The following is a 19,240-nucleotide window of genomic DNA, read 5'->3' as shown; positions in this document are numbered from 1 at the left end:
ATCAAGAAGGTACCGAGGCAGAAACCAGTGCCAGGGCGATTTTTCAAGACGCCTGCGGAAAAAGAAAGCGGGAAGATCCTCCCGGATGCAAGGGAACCCGAAGGCTTTCTCTGGGGCACATCAAGAAAAAGGGGCCTCAGGCGTCCTTGAATAACAACGTTAAACACTGGCAGTGTATTTTTGAAAGGGCGGCTATTAAGCAGCTGCCCTTCCCTTCAGGAAACTGAATTTTGTCTATAGTTTGAGTAGATGCTTCCCAATAAAAAGACTGACTCCACAAATTTGCTGGAGTCAGTCTTTTTTGAGATATAAAAATTGAACTTAATATTTATTAGGAATGGAATTTCCCCTTTATACAGTTGGAATGAATGATGGTCAAAATGGGACCTACTTTATTTTCAAGGCAGCCATTATATAAAAAAATTAAGCTTGTTGATTGTCATTTACAGGCTTTTTTCGGAACCTCTGACTCGGTTCTAAAAGGGGTAACTGCGCTTTTCAGACTGTACAGAAATCCATTTTTCCGTCGTGAATTTGTCGAGTGCCCATTCTCCGCCGAAGCGGCCGAGTCCGGATTGTTTTTCCCCTCCAAAAGCGGCATGAGGTTCATCGTTTACAGGCTGATCATTAATGTGGACCATTCCGGAATCGATTTGTTTAGCAAGTTCTGCTGCCCGGTGGAGTGCGCTGGAGTGTACCGCGCCACTTAAACCGTAAGGGGTGGCATTGGCCAGTTTCACTGCTTCTTCTTCCGTGGAGAAGCGGATAATCGGAGCGGCGGGACCGAAAATCTCATTTTCAGCTATTGGCATCCCCTGTGTTACGTCTGTCAAAACGGCAGGATGCATTAATGTGCCGTCAGTTTGTCCGCCGTAAATTAACGATGCTCCCTGTTCGACAGAAGCTTTTATATCTGCCAGGATCCGTTCGACCTGTTCGACTTTAATAAGTGGTCCGACAACGGTATTCTGGTCGGCGGGATCACCGACAGGAAGAGAGGCGGCTCTTTCTTTAAATAAAGAGGTAAATTCATCGTATACATCTTCGTGGACGAGCAGACGGTTAATACTCATGCAGATCTGCCCCTGATGAAGAAATTTGCCGAATATGGCTGAATTAACAGCTTGTTCGAGGTCGGCATCAGGAAGAACGATGAAGGCATTATTACCTCCGAGCTCGAGTGCGGTTTCTTTGATGTGTCTGCCTGCAAGCTCGGCAATGTGGGAACCGACTTCGGTGGAGCCGGTAAAAGAAATAACTTTTGGGACAGGATGAGTGACAAACGCGTCTCCGATTTCCGATCCGCGGCCGGCGGTGACGTTGAGAACGCCGGCCGCCGCTCCTGCCTCCTTGAAAATATCCGCTATCAGTGTACCGGCGGTAACGACAGTATCGGAAGCAGGCTTAAGAACAACTGTATTTCCTGCAGCAACAGCCGGCGCTACGGACCGCATAGATAAATGAAATGGGAAATTCCATGGTCCGATGACGCCGATAACCCCTTTTGGCGAGCGGTAAATACGATTCTCTTTTCCGGGAATGTCCGATGCCATAATCTGCCCTTTTACTCTGTGCGGAAAAGAAGCAGATTCATTGACGATAGCGAGAGCTGCGCCAAACTCAACCTCCGCTTTAACGGAAGAACTTCCTGCCTCTTTTATAAGCCAGCTTATTATTTCTTTTTTTCTTTCAGTCATGACACGTGCGACGTTGTGCATTAATTTCTGTTTTTCAGCTGGAGCTGTATCTTTCCAGGCAGGAAAAGCATCAGCCGCCGCATTGTAGGCACGGTTAAGATCTTCTTCCGATGCTGAATTCATCATAAAAATAGATTCCTGGGAATATGGATTAATGTTTTCAAGAGTCTTCTCACTGGATCCTTCTTTCCAGGCTCCATTTATAAATTGTTTATTGTAATTAGTCATCTAGTAATTCCTCCTCTTTGCTGTCGATGAGTAACGAGCTTTCATTTTTAAAGTACAGAGTCTGGATTCCCCTATGAGAAATTGAGTAAACATATCGTTTAAATATAAAATTACGTAAATTTGCATATATTTCTCAAGGAATATACTTACGAAATGGATTCAATCGAAAAAATTTTAAAAGCGGCTGTTTCCAAGGGTATTTCTTTTTGTTTACGGGCAATAAAGGAAATAAATTCCTTACATATACGAGTATTGTCTGTGAATCTCCTGTAGCATTACGGAATCTTTACGTCTATAATAAGATAAGAAACAAAAATTCCACATTTTTTGAGGGGAGGGCCGTAGACATAAGTATTAATTTATGTTAAAGGGGGAATCACTGATGTTTGTTGAGGATACATTACCGATTATTATAACGTTTATCGTCTATCTTCTTGGTATGCTGGCTCTGGGTCTGATCGCCTACAAGATGACGGACAATTTATCAGACTATGTGCTTGGCGGCAGACGATTAAGTGCAGGAGTTGCTGCTCTATCAGCCGGTGCTTCGGACATGAGCAGCTGGCTGTTACTCGGGCTTCCGGGTGCCCTGTATGCCTCCGGCCTCGTGGAAGCATGGATTGCCATTGGACTCGCAATCGGTGCGGTAATTAACTGGATGTTTGTAGCGGGCAGGCTTCGGGCTTATACGGAAGTTGCCAATGATTCCATTACACTTCCGGACTTTTTTGAAAACCGTTTTAAAGACCGTTCCCGTTCCCTTCGGATCGTGTCTGCAGTACTTATTTTAATTTTCTTCACATTCTATACTTCTTCAGGTCTTGTCGGCGGGGCAATCTTATTTGAAAGCTCCTTTGGAATGGATCAGACTTTGGCTTTGTGGGTAGGAGCGATTGTTATTATTTCCTATACGTTCCTCGGCGGGTTTCTGGCTGTAAGCTGGACAGACTTTGTGCAGGGTATTCTCATGTTCCTGGCACTTATTATCATTCCAGTTGTAGCTATTTTCGACTTAGGAGGAATCGGGCCAACATTTGATGCGGTCCGCAGTGTGGACCCTGCCAATATGCAGCTCTTCAGCGGAGTTGGATTTATCGGCGTTATTTCCCTGCTCGGCTGGGGACTGGGTTATTTCGGCCAGCCGCATATTATCGTCCGTTTTATGGCTATCCGGTCCATGAAGGAACTGCCAAAAGCTCAGACGATTGGTATCGGCTGGGTGCTTTTATCAATGACGGGTGCGGTATTTACCGGTCTGGTAGGTATTGCCTACTTTGCCGACCAGCCGCTTGATAACCCGGAAACTATCTTCCTTTCCTTTACACAGGTATTGTTTCATCCTGTTGTAGCGGGTGTCCTTCTTGCTGCGGTTCTGGCAGCGATCATGAGTACAGTTGACTCCCAGCTGCTTGTATCCTCTTCTGCTCTTGCGGAAGACTTTTACAAAGGCTTCCTTCGCAAAAATGCTTCACAGAAAGAGCTCGTTATGGTCGGACGTTTCGGCGTTCTGGCGATTGCAGGTATTGCGCTCATCCTCGCCCAGGATCCGGACAGTACGGTTCTTGATCTTGTTGCCTACGCCTGGGCCGGACTCGGAGCAACGTTCGGGCCCCTCGTTCTCCTATCGTTATTCTGGAAGCGGATGACGAGAAACGGAGCCCTCGCCGGGATGATTTCCGGCGGAGCGACAGTTCTGCTTTGGGTTCAGGTGGAAGCCGGAGGAATCTTTGATCTTTACGAGCTTGTACCAGGATTTATCATTTCTGCATTGATGATAGTGATCTTCAGCTACATCGGTCCGGGACCAACAGCGGAAATGGAAGCGGATTTTGAAAAGGCACGCGCAATGAATAAGGGTAATTAATAAAAATACGGCAGGCGCAAGCATTTTGCGCTGCCGGAGGAGGATGCTCCCATGCAGGTGCTGTATAAATGGCTCCTCTCCTCTTTTTTCTTTTCTTCAAGCTGTCCCAAAGTACTTTGGGACAGCTTGTTTATATAAAAAAGACTTTTGGAAACGAAAAGCCAAAAGATACAGGTCTTCCCTTATTAATCTGAAAATTCTGTACAATTAATTAGTTTCAGTGACTAAATGCTTTAACAGAGACTAAATTTATGGAGGCCTGATATATGGCAGTAAGCTGCCAGTATCCAGGCAATAGTAAACCGGGAAAGGGTGGGAGACATGGCACAGGAAAAAGCTTATGGATTGTGGAAAGACTGGAAACTGCATGTAATTGTATTTGGTATTGTTATTCTCGCAGACTCTATCGGGCAGTTCAGTTTTAACGTAGGACCGGGAGTTGTCCTGCTTCTGCCGATGCTTTACGCGATTATAATCGGGTTAATTATTTTCTTTACTCCTCTTGTATCGGAAAAACAGGCTAAAAATGCAGAACCTTTGATTATTTTAGGGGTGGCACTGCTTCTGGCTAAAATTGGCGTCATCATCGGACCGTCTCTGCCTGAACTTATTGCAGCAGGTCCTGCGCTGCTTCTACAGGAGCTGGGAAACCTCGGGACAATCTTTCTTGCACTTCCGGTAGCTGTCATGCTCGGTCTGCGCAGGGAAGCGATAGGAATGACACACTCGGTAGCCAGGGAGCCGAACGTCGGGCTGATAATGGATAAATATGGAATAAACTCTGCCGAAGGGCGCGGCGTCATGGCTGTTTATATTTTTGGTACGGTGTTTGGAGCTGTATTTATGGGGCTGATTGCCGGGTTCTTAGCGACGCTGACTCCACTCCATCCTTTATCTTTTGCGATGGCCTCCGGAATAGGGAGCGGCAGTATGATGGCTGCTGCAAGCGGCTCGCTGATCGGTGCCTTTCCGGATATGGAAGAACAGATCGTCGCCTTTGCAGGGGCGAGCAACCTGCTGTCTCTGTCGACCGGTCTCTATTTAAGTATCTTTATCGGGCTGCCACTGACAGAAAAGCTTTATGCGGTTATGGCAAGAAGACGGGAGGCGAAGAAATAAATGTTGAAAAATATACAGGAATGGTCACTGCTGCTAAGTATTTTTGGGATTTCCGCTCTTGCTGGAAACTGGGTCGGCTATGATATCATGCCCCTCGATGCGCTTCCGGGGATGATTGTACTGATACTTATCTGTCTTGCCGGTTTTGTGCTGAATGAATGGATTCCGATCAATTTTCCGAGCGTTGCATACATTGCGATTATTGGTATTATCGTTTCTTCTCCCTGGACTCCGGGAGCGGATTATATTAATGAATGGACCGCCCAGGTGGAACTTCTGGCATTAACGACTCCCATTCTCGCTTATGCAGGCATCGCTATCGGCCGGTCCTGGGCTGATTTTGCGCGCCTTGGCTGGAGAACCCTTATCGTCGCAAGCCTTGTTCTGCTTGGAACCTTTATCGGATCAGCTTTAATTGCAGAAGTAGTTTTAAGGATGCAGGGAATTATTTAGCGTAGGTTCACAACAGGATACAGAAGAGGCTGCATGCGCTCATGAGAGACATTTGTCATGAGCGCATCTTATTCGGGTTTTACAGGATTAACTTCTATTGTGAAATAGATTTATTAACACCGGTGTTCGAACTTCAGAGAATACGAAGGTATTGCAAATTCGCTGAAGCGGAAGAAGAGTCGTTAATAAGCGGAAAATCGTTATCTCAAGGGATGATCGCTGCTTTCCCTATCCTTTCTGGGAATAGCTCTTTAAAGAAGGAAATAGTAAGAAAAAATTGATTATTAAACAAACTTTCTGTTATTATGTTGGTTATCGAACGCCGCAGAAACGTATGGCCAGGGTGGGACAGTTTACGTCATGGCGGACATAAACTGTCCCACTTTGCAAACCTAATAAAGGTTGTGCCATTTGGCGCAGGTTCATTTAAAGTTTTCTAGGAGGGATTCTTATGATAGAAACACAGGATCAAAATACGCAGCTGAGAAACGATGTGAAAATGCTGGGGACAATCCTCGGTGAAGTGCTTAAAAAGCATGGAGGCGAAGAACTGTTTAACAAGGTTGAAGACATACGTGAGATCACTAAAGGGCTGCGGGAAAACTACAATGAAGACAAATATACGCACCTGAAATCGGAAATTTCCAAGCTGGAATCACCGATGAGACAGCAGGTTATCCGAGCTTTCTCGATCTACTTCCACCTTATTAATATTGCAGAACAGAATCACCGGATTCGCCGTGCCCAGTTTTACCGGCTCGAGCGGGACAGCGATGTGCAGAAGCACTCCATTCAGGAAGCTATTTTAGCGCTGAAATCAGATAATCATTCTGATGAAAAAATACAGCAGATTGTAAACGACCTTTCCATCGAGTTAATTATGACAGCTCACCCGACGGAAGCAACGAAGCGGACGGTCCTTGAGATTCAGAAGCGGATCGCAACGATTCTGCAGAAACTCGACCAGCCGGGCCAGCCTTACAAAAAACGCCGGAATCTGGAAGAGAGCCTTGCTAATGAAGTGACTGTCCTCTGGCAGACAGACGAACTCCGTCACCGGAAGCCGACTGTCCTTGATGAAGTGAAAAACGGGCTTTATTATTTTGATCAGACATTGTTCGATGTACTTCCGGCCGTGCATCAGGAGCTGGAAGACCAGTTGAATGATTATTTCCCAAATAAAAACTGGAAAATTCCTAACTTCCTGAACTTCGGATCGTGGATCGGCGGAGACCGGGACGGCAATCCGTTTGTTACTCCGGAAGTGACATGGGAAACGCTCAAACTCCAGCGGGATCTTGCGGTAAAAAAATATGATGAAGCACTGACAGATTTAATGAAGCGGTTCAGTCAGTCGACGACACGTGTGGATATATCTGACGACTTCATTAAGCACGTGGAGGAAGAAGAGAAGAAATACTTAACAGGCCGGGAAAAATGGCAGATTGACAGTGAAATATACCGCCGTAAATTCGCCGTTATGCTGAAGCGTCTGCGCCAGGTTAATGCCAAATCGAAAAATGCTTATGACCATGCAGAGGAACTTCTGCAGGATCTGCTCGTTATTCAGGAAAGCGCGCAGAAAAACCAGCTGGAAAATGTAAAGCTGAAAAAATTGAATAAGCTGATCCGTCAGGTCCAGCTTTTTGGATTTCATTTAGCTACCTTAGATGTGCGGAATCACAGCGGCGAACATGAGTCTGCAGTTGCAGAAATGCTGAAGGTTGTCGGCCTGGAGGACGATTACGCTTCTCTTGAAGAAAAGGATAAGCTGGCAGTACTTGATAAAGTATTGAAAGATCCCCGCCCTCTTATGCTGTTAAATGAAGACTATTCAGAAGGAACGCGTGATATTTTCAACGTATTCAAAATGATTCAGAGCGCTCATGAGGAGTTTGGGAAGCGGTCCATTGAAGTTTATCTTATCAGCATGACCCAGTCACCAAGTGACCTGCTTGAAGTGCTTGTCCTGGCGAAGGAAGCGGGTATCTACCGCGTTCACGTCGACGGCACCGTAGAAAGCAATTTAAACGTCGCTCCGCTTCTTGAAACAGTTGATGATCTGATTGCCGGTCCCGAAATTATGAAAACCCTATTTGATATGGACCTTTACCGAAGCCACATTACGAACCGAGGCAATCACCAGGAAATTATGCTTGGTTATTCGGACGGCAGCAAAGACGGAGGGACACTTACAGCGAACTGGAAGCTGTTTAAAGCCCAGCAGGAAATTCATAATATGGCACGCGAATATGATATCCGCCTGAAGTTCTTCCATGGACGCGGAGGTTCTCTCGGACGCGGAGGCGGTCCGCTCAATCGAAGCATTGTATCCCAGCCGGCGGAAACTCTCGGAGATGGTGTGAAAATTACCGAACAGGGGGAAGTACTTTCTTCCCGCTATATGCTTGGAGATATTGCCTTTCGAAATCTGGAGCAGGCAGCTTCTGCTCTCATACAGTCAACGTCGAAAGTACATCATGAAAAAGAACAGGTAACCGGCTTGAAACCTGAGTGGGAAAAAGCGATCGACGAAATCTCCGACAACTCTCTGAAAAAGTATCAGGATCTGGTATTCGGAGATCCGGATTTTCTTACCTACTTTAAACAGACGACGCCGCTCAATGAGCTGCGTGAACTGAATATCGGTTCGCGTCCAATGAGCCGAAAAAACAGCGAGAAGTTTGAAGATCTGAGAGCTATTCCATGGGTATTTGCCTGGACGCAGTGCCGCCAGATGATACCAGCCTGGTATGCTTCCGGCACAGGCCTTGCCAGTTTTGCAGAAAAAGGGGAAAAAGAACTCCAGACCTTGAAAGATATGTATGAGAACTGGCCGTTTTTCCGATCGACGGTTAATAATCTGCAGATGGCTCTTATGAAAGCTGATCTGACAACAGCAAAAGAATACGTAAACCTTGTGGAAGATGAAGAAATCGGCAATCGAATATTCGGCCTCATTTCAGAAGAATTTGACCGCACAAAAAATATCCTTCTGGAAATCTCCAATTCCGAAAAGCTGCTTGATTTCTCTCCGAATATTCAAGGATCGGTACACCTGCGTAACCCGTATGTGGATCCTATGAACTTCCTGCAGGTGGACCTTATTCAGAAACTGCGTGCAACGGATGAGGAAGAGCATACAGAAGAAATTCTGACGGATGTTCTGCTGACTATCAGCGGAGTGGCAGCCGGGCTGTTAAACACTGGTTGATAAACGTTTCAGCCGGCTTTCTCATAAGAAAAGAATAAATTTGGTTCAAATCGGTCATGGCCCTGCCATGGCCGATTTTATTTTAAGCTGTGTTTAAATCTACGGCTCTTGCGCATAAAAAGTGAATTTTTTACTCTTCGCTGTATTAAAGTTTGTCGTTGATACATGTAGAAAACTCTGCTTCAGCACTGCAGCGGAAGAGATTTTCGGAAGGGATTTGTCTCTGAAAAATATTTCTATCTCCTTCTTCCACGGGCTTGTATCCGTTTCGTTTTGGTTTTCCGGTACAGAAGGCACACTGGTTGAATTAAGAAGGTACAAAGGTAGAAACCAGTGTCAAGTCGATTTTTCAAGGCGCCTGCGGAAAAAGAAAGCAGAAAGATCCTCCCGGAGGCCAGGGAAGCCACATGCCCTCCAATAACAACACGGAGCTTTAACAGAGACCCTCATGCAGGATCGCTGCACCATGAGGCATGAAAATTTCCTTCTACAGGAATGGAACTTTTCCTCTTTACAGACGGAAGGATGGTCAGAAGGGGGCTTCTTTATTTAGAAGGCAGTTCCTGCTCTGTCTTTTTACCGTAAGCAGACATGGGGCGGCTCGGGGGTGGTCAAGGACGAGCCCTCCCCCTCCCGCGACCGCAGGGAGGAAGGGATTAGCTGAGTCCGGCCCTGCGCCCCCATGGAAACGAAATCGCACGTTTACCGCTTGTCTATTTCACTTTCAAGACAGCCTATTTTAAAAGTTCTGTTTAGTGCAGCTTTGTTTTGACTGATTTAGCTATTCCTATTGCTATTAAAGGAAACTCCCAACTTGGCATGCCTGCCGAGAAGGAGCTTTCCGGGAAGGCTGGGTCTCTGCGGGATCTTCCAACTCCTGCTTTAAGAGGATTTTTGGTGAAGTATAGACGTTCCTGTGTCTTTTGAAGTAGAATAAAGAGAGATAAACTCGAATACTGTCGGAATTTGCTGAAAACGGAAAGGTGGGATTATGTTGCAGCCGCAGCTGAAACAAAGCAGAATCATCATTTCCATTGCCTTTGCCGGAGCTATACTGCTTATTGGACTTCTCTACTATTTTTCCGAATACATGTTTGTCGAAGCTGAAAAAGACAGAACAGAACAGAACCCGGAAACAGTTATATTAACTTCTGATTCCGTACACGATCAGAGCTGGGGAAGCCATGCTTTTTACAGCCAGATTCATTTGGAGGAGCATTTCGATGCCGACGTGGAAATTTATCCGAACTTAACGACAGACATGCTCAAGGAATTCCGTACAGAAAAAGAGCTGGATAATACAGCGGATATTATAATAGGGCACGGCGGAGAATTTTCGGAAGTTTTCAAGAAATATGCCCCGCAGCATCCCGATACTGAGTTTGTGACCCTTCACGGAGACTCTGCGCATGCCAATCATACGGTCTACACTTTCGATATTACCGACGCGGAAACCCGGGCACTTATCAGCGGTGCAGAAATTTCAACGACTAAAAAAATAGGTGTGCTGGGTAAAGAAGGAGATTGGCAAGGTTATGACGAAATAAAAAGCACGCTGGAAAATTTTTATGAAGATATCGAAATTATGTATGAAACGGTAGATAGCAGAAATGATAAAGGAGAGGCTCTCGAGGCACTGGATGTTCTGCTGGAAGGAGGCGCAGACGTTATTTATTCACGTGGCAACATGTTTAACCGGTATGTTATTGATCAAGCGAGAAAAAGGGATTTTTACGTTATCGGATTCATTGAGGATCAGGCTTATTTAGGAGAAGGCTGCGTTCTCACGAGTGTGGTCGTTGATATTCCTGCCATTTACGAGCGGATGATGAGTGATTATCTTTCTGGTGACGGGCTGCCGGGGAATGTGCAGAGGCTGACGCTTGAAGACAGCGTTTACGGGATCAGTTCTTTCGGTCCGATGTTTACGGAAGAGGAACTATACAGAGTAAACGAAAAAATAGATATGCTGCAGGAATGACCAATGGAATTTGAATGGAGGGGGTTAACCAGTGAACACGGGAAAAAATAAATGGAGCCTTCGTTCAAAAATATTAGTTGTGCTGCTGCTATTGACTGCTGTACTCAGCAGTCTTTCGTTTTTTTTCGTCAGCTCTCTTGGTGAAATGAGTGACGTCAGCGAGTCGATAACAACAGAAAATGTTCCTGAACTGCTGTGGCTTTCCCACTGGGAGTCACAGATTTATATGAAAGAGCAGTATGTAGAAGTAGGAGTGGAAACCGACTTCTGCTGTGAGTTTATTTCCAGATACGAAGAAATGAGAATCGATGGAAGGGAAACGATGGAAGACGTTTATGAACCGCCTCCTTCCTCCCTCGAAGCACTGGAAAGAGAATTGGAACTGCTGGATTTTATTGTATTAAACAACCTCGCAGGTGTAATTGAGGGAGGAGAGACGGAAGGTGCAGCTGAATATTTGGAGAATAACTATTTCCCTGCACTGGAGCAGCTGCGCAGTAACATCGAGTCGGAACGCCAGGCTGTTAATATGACATTATATAACGAAAATGATCGTTTTGATACCATTATTTCCGAAGCAGTGGATCTGCTTCTCATAGTAACAGCAGTCGTTTTCCTGCTTGCCCTGCTTTTTTCCTACCGGTTAAGTGCAGGATTTACTCGTCCGGTTAAAAAAATGGAAGACCAGCTGCAGCACATTGCAGCCGGCAATTATGGAGCGTCTGTAGAAAATACGAAACAGGTGGAACTCGAACCGTTAACGCGTTCGATCAATGAGATGTCCTATCAGCTGAAACGGTCGTTCGATATGCTGGTAGCAGATAAACGATACCGGGAACAGATTCTCGATTCGCTGCCGGTTGGCATAGTAACAGTGGACGAGCGGACGGGAGACGTACAGCTGAACCAGACCGCACGTAAAGTCATGGGGGTGGATTTCAAGATCGAGGAGCTTCCGGAGCTGAAGAAGAAGGCAGAGGGGCGTCACCGCTTCTGGGAAGTACTCACGTCTGAAGAAATGTTTCAAAACGAAAAGGTGTGGTATACGGATGGGGAAGAGGAATGTACGTTTCTTGCTTCGCGGTCCGAGCTGGTTAATGAGAGCCAGGAAGCAATAGGGAAAATATTTTACTTTATTGATATTACAGAAACAGAGCGTCTCGAGCAGAAAGTCCGCCGGACCGAAAAACTGGCGCTGATCGGCGAACTGTCTGCCGGAGCAGCGCACGAAATCCGTAATCCACTGGCTGTTATTGACGGATTCCTCAGTTTAATGAAACAGTCTCTATCCGAAGAGGAAATAGAGAAATTTCATCTTTCGCTTCTGCTGAAAGAAATTGAACGGATTAATGGCATTATCGAAGAAATGCTCATGCTGTCCAAACCAGGAGCGCCCCGTTTTGAAGAAAGGTATCTTCAGGACGTGATGGACGAAATTTTCCCATTAATTAAGGAAACGCTTGATGTATATAAAATATCTTGTGATATGGAATTGGAAAAAGTGAAGCTGTATATCGACAGCAGCCAGATGAAACAGGTTTTCCACAACTTAATTCGTAACAGTGCGGAAGCAATGGAAGAAGGCGGGAAAATTAAGATCGAAGGCAAAATAAAAGAGGACCTTTACTGCATCCGCGTCCTCGATAACGGGCCGGGAATTCCTGAAGAAGAAGCGGAAGTCATGTTTGAGCCTTTTTCGACGTCGAAAGATTCGGGTACAGGCCTTGGATTGACAATTGCCGAACGAATTATGGATAACCATAAAGGCAGGATATATTTAGTGGAAACTTCACCGGCAGGAACCGTTTTCTGTCTGGAATTCCCACTTCAAAAAGAAGCGTGAAAGGAGGTTAACTCAAATGATTCAACCCCTTGGGGACAGTGCAGTGAGAGTAGTTTTCGGGAAGGAAATATCCGAACAGGTGCATGGAAAAGTCCGTGCATTCTGCAGAATTCTTGAAGAAATGAAGCCCTCCGGTATTATCGAATGGATGCCTTCCTATACCGCGGTAACGATATTTTATGATGCTCTTCATTTTTCCTATAAGGAAACAGAGGAGTGGGTAAAGGTACTCGTAAAAGATTTGGACAGCGTGGAAACAATACCGGCGCGCACATGGAGCATTCCCGTCTGCTATGAAGAGGAGTTTGCCCCGGATATAGAAGGAGTAGGCGAAAGGCTTGGTCTTCATCCGAACGAGATCATCGATCGGCACACGAAGCCGTTATATACTATCTTTATGCTCGGATTTATACCCGGCTTTCCATATTTAGGAGGGATGGATAGTTCCATAGCTGCTCCAAGACTGGAGAAACCAAGGTCATCGGTACCCGCCGGTTCTGTAGGAATTGCCGGTGAGCAGACGGGCATTTACTCTCTGACAAGTCCGGGAGGCTGGCGGATTATCGGCCGGACACCCCTTAAACTTTATGATCGTAAGAAAACACTGCCTGTCTTTCTGGAAGCAGGAGATAAACTCCGCTTCCAAGCTGTGACAAAACAGCAGTTCCAGGAAATTCAACAGAAAGTGGAAGAAGGAAATTTTGAACTGGAACGACTAAGGGGGGAGCAACGATGAGAGTGGATTTAAACTGTGATCTCGGAGAAAGCTTCGGCGCATATGTTATAGGAGGAGATGAGGAAGTTCTCCCGCACGTCACCTCTGTCAATATTGCCTGCGGATATCATGCAGGCGATCATAACATTATGGCTGAGACAGTTAAATTAGCGAAAATCCATGGCGTCAATGTCGGAGCCCATCCGGGGTATAACGATTTAATGGGCTTTGGACGGCGTCATATTGATACGACACCGGAAGATATTTATCACACGGTTCTTTATCAGATCGGGGCGCTGCACTCCTTCTGTAAAGCATATGGCGTAGAAATGCATCACGTGAAGCCGCATGGGGCTCTCTTCAATAAAGCATCTCTCGATGATGCAACAGCAGCAGCGATAGCGGAGGCGGTGCGTGATGCCGATCCGTCCCTGCTTCTTTTCGGTCTTTCCGGAAGCCGGTTGATTCATGCCGGCGAAAAAGCAGGGCTTGCTGTTGTGCAGGAAGTTTTTGCTGACAGAAGCTATCAGCCGGATGGGACATTAACTCCCCGTTCGCACAGGGAAGCTGTTCTTACCGATCCGTCTGAAGTAGTGGAAAGAGCGGTGCGGATGGTGAAAGAAGGAAGAGTCCGGGCAGTGGATGGATCGGAAATTATTCTGCAGGCAGATACCGTTTGCATTCACGGTGACGGAAAAAATGCTGCAGTCTTTGCTATAGAACTAAAAAAAGAACTGGAACAGGCTGGCGTGGAAATTGTTGCAGCCGGGGCGGTGAGACGATGAGCGGATTTAAAGTTGAAAAACAGGGATTATTAACGACAGTACAGGATAAAGGAAGAATGGGGTATCAGCAGTATGGCATCGTCGTAAGCGGGGCAGTAGATCCATTGGCCCTTCGTCTCGCTAACGCGGTTGTCGGCAATCCTGATAGTGCTGCCGGTCTCGAAGTGACAATGATGGGACCGGAACTGATAATGACAGCAGACAGCATGATTTCGGTAGGAGGGGGAGATTTATCGGCAGCGGTGGACGGCCGGGAAATTCCAATGTGGACAGCAGTAAAAGTCTATGCCGGCCAGCGGATCAGCTTCGGAGAACCCCGTTTTGGAGTGAGGGCTTATATTGCTTTTGCCGGAGGCATTGACGTCCCTGAAGAAATGGGAAGCAGAGCCACCTATTTAAAAGCAGAAATCGGCGGTTTTCACGGTAGAGAACTGCAGGCCGGAGATGAGGTAAATATCTTTTCTGTGCAGCGCTTTCCATGCCGGCGGCGTCTTCATCCTGCGCTGCTTCCAAACTATGATAAAGGAACACCGATCAGGGTTATCGAAGGACCGGATGAGAAGTTATTTTCGGGAGAAACGAAAGATATATTTTATGATTCAAAATTTTATCTCACCAATGAAGTAGACAGAATGGGATGCCGTATGGAAGGACCGTCTGTGCCTCCTGAAGAAGGTTCTGGTATTCTGTCTGATGCGACAACAATGGGAACTATACAAATTCCAGGTGACGGTCTGCCGATGCTTCTCATGGCTGATCGCCAGACTTCCGGTGGGTACGCCCGCATCGGTACAGTTATTCAGGAAGATCTGCCGAGGGTTGCTCAGTGCGGTCCTGGGGAACCAGTGCGTTTTACAGCAGTCAGCGTTAAAAAAGCACAGGAGATCTATGCCCGCCGCGAAAAAAGATTCCGCTGTTTTGCCAGGCTCGCTCTTACGTGACCATTGTCTAATTTTTGGGTGATAAATTGTTGGAAAACCAATATGTGGGTATAAAGATTTATTTACCTGTACAGGAAATCAATCAGCTGTTCTCTTATTTCAGACTCTTCTACTTTCCATTTCAGGCATTTCTTCAACAACAGCACAGATATTTTCCCGTGCAGAAGGGCATAAATTTACTATTTATGCCCATTTTTTTCGTTCTTATATCTATTTATGGAGTATGCAAACATAATTTCATCCGGATTGTTTCCCTTCCATTTTTCTTGTTCTTTATAAAGAATAATGAGCATAATTTATCGAAACTGACGTCATTAATTAGTTGAACGTATTTTCTGAATAATTTGAAATAGATTTTATACATCTTATTACATACCGAAAGAGGGAGATAAAAAGGAAAATAATCTCAAAATTTAAGGTCTTAAAGCATGGTTTTATTCATTTAGCTATCATTCTTCTCCGTTTATTCAAGACTGCTTTCATGGTATGATCTGCTTGAAAATACTGAAAATTATGGTGTTTTCCCACAATACATAATCTAGAAGGAGGAGTTGTATTTGAAATCCTGGATAGCAGTCAGCAAAAAGGTTCTTTTTACTTTCCTTGCTGTTGTGTTGACGGTCACAACGTTTGCACCCGCTGCACTTGCGAATAACGGCAATGGCAACGGTGGATCAGGGGAAGGCCCCGGAGGCAGCGGACCTAAACGCGAAGTACAGGAAGTAACCGTTCTTGATGAAACAAGCTTCAACGTCGAATTTGATAAAACGTATCCTAAGGGCATCCATGTGGACCGCATGCTGGACGTCCTCGTTACTTTAACCGATGGGGAAGAGATTGAGCCCGAACTGACCGATTATAAAGTTGATTCCGATAATCGTTCGAATGTAGTTGTTGAACATAAAAATGACGATCTTTCTGGCCTTGCCGGAGAATTTGCGGTCAACGGAAATACAGCTTCTTTTAACTTTTTAGAAGAGGAAGAAGAACCTGAAGGTCCGACGATTGCAGAGGTTCGTGCAGAAGAACAGGGGACAGAACAGACAGTAACCGGTACAGTTACTGCTCATTTTGAAGCCGGCGGTCAGACGAACATGTATGTCGAGGATGAAACAGCCGCCATACTTGTGCGTGGATCTGGCCTGGGAGCGGAATACAATATCGGTGACCGTGTCTCTTTTTCTGGTGAACTGAACAACTATCAGGATATGCTGCAGCTCCTGGTGGATGATTCCGAGCTGATTGAAGAAAATGCCGGAGATATAGAACCGGAAGTGGTTGATGCATCTTTCTTTGAACAGGATGCTGACGACATTCAGGCGAAGCTGATTGAAATTCAGGATGCTTCTGTTCTGGATAATATTGATTTCAGTGACTTTAATGCTGAAGACGGAGCAGGGGAAAACTTCCTTGTCCTCGGCCAATATGCAGATGTCACGGAAAACACAGATTATGACGCATTAGTCGGCGTCGTGAACTATCATTTTTCAGAACACAAATTAATGCCGAGAAACAACGATGATCTGATAGAAGATGCGAGTCTGACACGTCCGGTACAGGCAAGTCCTGAACCTGGAGAGACAGCAGAGGGAACGGAAGTCATGCTTTCTTCTCCAAGTGACGGAGCGGATATTTACTACACAGTAGACGGAAGTGAGCCTTCCGTGGACAGTACTCTTTATGAAGAACCGATTGTAGTGGAAGAAGCAGTTACGATTAAAGCTGTGGCTGTTGCGGAAGGTCTGGAGCCGAGTGCTGTAAGAGAATTCTCTTACACAATTCAGGCGGAAGCAGGCGAAGTGGAGATTTACGATATCCAGGGAGGAGCGCATGTTTCTCCTTATGAAGACCAGTCTGTTACTGCGGTTCCTGGTATTGTGACACATACCGAAAACAACGGGTTTTACTTCCAGAGTGCGGAATCGGACGGCGATGTAAATTCGTCGGAAGGTATTTATGTCTATCGTTCCAATCACGGAGTATCCGTCGGAGATGAAGTTCAGGTCTCAGGAACTGTTACAGAGTGGGAAGAAGACGGGTACGATGATAACGATGACCTGACTACAACGCAGATTACCGGTTCTGCTGTCGATATTGTATCCAGCGGAAACGACCTGCCGGATCCGGTCGTGATCGGCGTGGACCGTGATATTCCGGAAGCGCTTGTAGCTGATCCGGAGAGTTATGACATAGCGGACGGCGATACGTTTAATGCAGAAACGAATGCCCTCGACTTTTATGAAAGTATCGAAGGAATGCTTATTGAAATTCCGGGGCAGGTCACGGTGACAGGCCCGCAGAAGTATGACGAACTGACCGTAGTATCCGAAGAGTGGGGTCTGGATAACAGAACCGATTCCGGCGGCGTCTATCTTGAACAATCCGAGTTTGATGCTGAACTCAACACAGAAATTATGTTTATTAACGCCCCTTACAATACGGTTGCTAAAACAGGCGATTACTTTGAAGAAAATGTTACGGGTGTCTTGGGCTATAATTTTGGCAACTACAAAGTGGAGCCTGTGGACGGCGGTCTTCCTGAACTGAAAGACGGAGGAAATGAACGCCGGGACGAGACAACGATTTCTTTCGAAGAAGATGAGCTGACAGTTGCCACCTATAACGTAGAAAACTATTATCCAGGCGTTTCAGATCAGAAAACAGAGCGGCTGGCGGACTCGATGGCGAACGAATTGAATGCGCCGGATATTATTACGCTCGTGGAAGTTATGGATAACGACGGTGCGACAGACAGCGGCAATACAGATGCAGGGGAAAGTTATCAGACGCTGATTGACGAGATCCGGGAACAGGGCGGACCTCAGTATGCTTATACAGATGTCGCTCCTGTCGATGGTATGGACGGTGGTATTCCGGGCGGGAACATCCGTGTTGGACATATTTACCGTACGGACCGCGTGGAGCTGGCAGATGAAAGCACGGCAGAACCGACAGAAGCGGTGGAAATCGGAGAAAACGGAGAGCTCAGCTACGGCACGGGCTTCATTGATCCGATGAATGACGCTTTCACGAATTCGAGAAAGCCTGTCGTATCTGAATTTATTTTTAAAGGAGAGCCTGTTTACGTCATCGGCAACCACTGGAACTCGAAGCGCGGGGACCTTGCTCCTTACGGAATGGAGCAGCCTCCGGTACAGGGAAGCCGGGAACAGCGTGAAGAAATTGCCCAGGTAGTAGGCGGATTTGTTCAGGAACTCAATGAAGCAGTAGAAGATCCAAACGTCGTAGTTCTTGGAGATTTTAATGATTTCCCATGGTCTCCTCCTGTAGAAACTCTTGCAGACAAAGGTAATCTCTATAATTCGATTCTGGAACTTCCACGTAATGAACAGTACACGTATAACTATAACGGCAGTTCTCAATCGCTCGACTCTATTCTCGTTTCGGAGCACCTGCAGAACGGGATGGACGTAGATGCGATGGCGATCAACTCTGAATTTATGGAAACACACGGACGTGCAAGCGACCACGATCCGATCATGGTCCAGCTGACTATTCCGGATATTGATCCCGATTACGACATGGGAGATACAACGCCTCCGGAAATAACCTTTACAGATGAAAGCCTGAATGAAGAAGCTTATATGGAAATCTCTGCGGGAGATGATTTCGAAGTGCCGGAAGTAACCGCGGTCGACGATACGGATGGTGATGTGACAGAAGATGTCACTGTTACTGATAACGTGGACTCTGAGAATCCTGGTACTTACCAGGTCCGCTACGAAGTTACCGATTCTTCCGGAAACACAGGAATTCTAACCTTAACTGTCGTAGTGCAGTCGACGGCAGAAGGACTGGAAACGATTCAAAACGGGACGTTTGCCGAGTGGGAAAATGACCTGCCGGTAAACTGGATGGGAGAATCAACAAGTATGGCCCAGTCCCGGGTTAATCAATCGGAGGATGCTTTTACCGGTGATTACGCGACACAGCTTGTACGTGATAATACAGGTCATCAGCGTTTTACGACAGAGGCGTACAGCATGGAAGAAGGATCTGTTTATGAAGTAACCTTCCAGGTGAAAGGCAGCGGAGAAATCCGCAATGCGATGTATGCCGTTGGATTTCATGGGAATAATTACAGTGCCTATTCTGACTATACGATTCTTGATGAATCGGACTGGCAGGAAGTAACGTGGGAATATGAAGCTCCGGGGAACGGGGAAGCAGAGATCATTTTTTCTGTAAGAAATACAACAGGAGAACATATTCTTCTCGATAATGTCGAAGTAGAAAAGCAGTAGGTGTCTCCGCACCTCCATTAAAAAGCCCGCTGCCGGGAGAACGATGGCAGCGGGCTTTTTGTGCAGATTGTTAAGGGAAAAATGAGAGACACATTTGACTTTTGACAGGACTCGTCATCAGGAGTTTTTGTAGGA

General features: G+C 46.1%; 11 protein-coding genes. 10 read left to right on the top strand and 1 reads right to left on the bottom strand.

The features are described 5' to 3' along the window. Positions 1–476: 476 nt before the first annotated feature. Positions 477–1,925, bottom strand: a complete 1,449-nt coding sequence (locus FTX54_RS14425) for an aldehyde dehydrogenase family protein (protein WP_147803758.1) — start codon at positions 1,923–1,925, stop codon at positions 477–479. Positions 1,926–2,307: 382 nt separating this feature from the next. Between FTX54_RS14425 and putP the strand changes: the two genes are divergently transcribed. The 10 genes from putP to FTX54_RS14375 all read left to right on the top strand — a co-directional run bounded on the left by putP (position 2,308) and on the right by FTX54_RS14375 (position 19,105). After that, positions 2,308–3,789, top strand: coding sequence for a sodium/proline symporter PutP (gene putP / locus FTX54_RS14420; RefSeq protein ID WP_147803759.1), 1,482 nt, complete (start codon positions 2,308–2,310; stop codon positions 3,787–3,789). Positions 3,790–4,110: 321 nt separating this feature from the next. Further along, positions 4,111–4,908: a DUF3100 domain-containing protein gene (locus tag FTX54_RS14415; RefSeq protein ID WP_147803760.1), complete on the top strand. Its 798-nt coding sequence runs from the start codon at positions 4,111–4,113 to the stop codon at positions 4,906–4,908. After that, the gene (locus FTX54_RS14410; protein WP_147803761.1) at positions 4,909–5,361 is read left to right on the top strand and encodes a hypothetical protein; all 453 of its coding nucleotides are present in this window, start codon (positions 4,909–4,911) and stop codon (positions 5,359–5,361) included. A 451-nt stretch (positions 5,362–5,812) separates the two neighbouring features. Next, positions 5,813–8,575, top strand: coding sequence for a phosphoenolpyruvate carboxylase (gene ppc / locus FTX54_RS14405; protein WP_147803762.1), 2,763 nt, complete (start codon positions 5,813–5,815; stop codon positions 8,573–8,575). 991 nt (positions 8,576–9,566) lie between these two features. Then, positions 9,567–10,556 carry a BMP family ABC transporter substrate-binding protein gene (locus FTX54_RS14400; protein WP_147803763.1) on the top strand — a complete coding sequence of 330 codons (990 nt, stop codon included), beginning with the start codon at positions 9,567–9,569 and terminating at the stop codon, positions 10,554–10,556. Between the two features lie 31 nt (positions 10,557–10,587). Further along, positions 10,588–12,399, top strand: coding sequence for a sensor histidine kinase (locus FTX54_RS14395; RefSeq protein WP_147803764.1), 1,812 nt, complete (start codon positions 10,588–10,590; stop codon positions 12,397–12,399). 16 nt (positions 12,400–12,415) lie between these two features. Beyond that, positions 12,416–13,135: a 5-oxoprolinase subunit PxpB gene (pxpB, locus tag FTX54_RS14390; RefSeq protein ID WP_147803765.1), complete on the top strand. Its 720-nt coding sequence runs from the start codon at positions 12,416–12,418 to the stop codon at positions 13,133–13,135. Continuing rightward, the gene (locus FTX54_RS14385; RefSeq protein ID WP_147803766.1) at positions 13,132–13,899 is read left to right on the top strand and encodes a LamB/YcsF family protein; all 768 of its coding nucleotides are present in this window, start codon (positions 13,132–13,134) and stop codon (positions 13,897–13,899) included. The genes pxpB and FTX54_RS14385 overlap by 4 nt, the downstream gene beginning before the upstream one ends. Further along, complete coding sequence (locus FTX54_RS14380) at positions 13,896–14,840, top strand: biotin-dependent carboxyltransferase family protein (protein ID WP_147803767.1); 945 nt, start codon at positions 13,896–13,898, stop codon at positions 14,838–14,840. The genes FTX54_RS14385 and FTX54_RS14380 overlap by 4 nt, the downstream gene beginning before the upstream one ends. A 557-nt stretch (positions 14,841–15,397) precedes the next feature. Then, the gene (locus FTX54_RS14375; RefSeq protein WP_147803768.1) at positions 15,398–19,105 is read left to right on the top strand and encodes a chitobiase/beta-hexosaminidase C-terminal domain-containing protein; all 3,708 of its coding nucleotides are present in this window, start codon (positions 15,398–15,400) and stop codon (positions 19,103–19,105) included. Positions 19,106–19,240 lie beyond the last annotated feature (135 nt).

Origin of the sequence: Alkalicoccus halolimnae (genome assembly GCF_008014775.2) — a bacterium.
In the GTDB taxonomy this organism is placed as follows: Bacteria; Bacillota; Bacilli; order Bacillales; family Salisediminibacteriaceae; genus Alkalicoccus; species Alkalicoccus halolimnae.
Note: the sequence above shows the minus strand (reverse complement) of the source record. Positions and strands in the feature narration are given on the sequence as shown.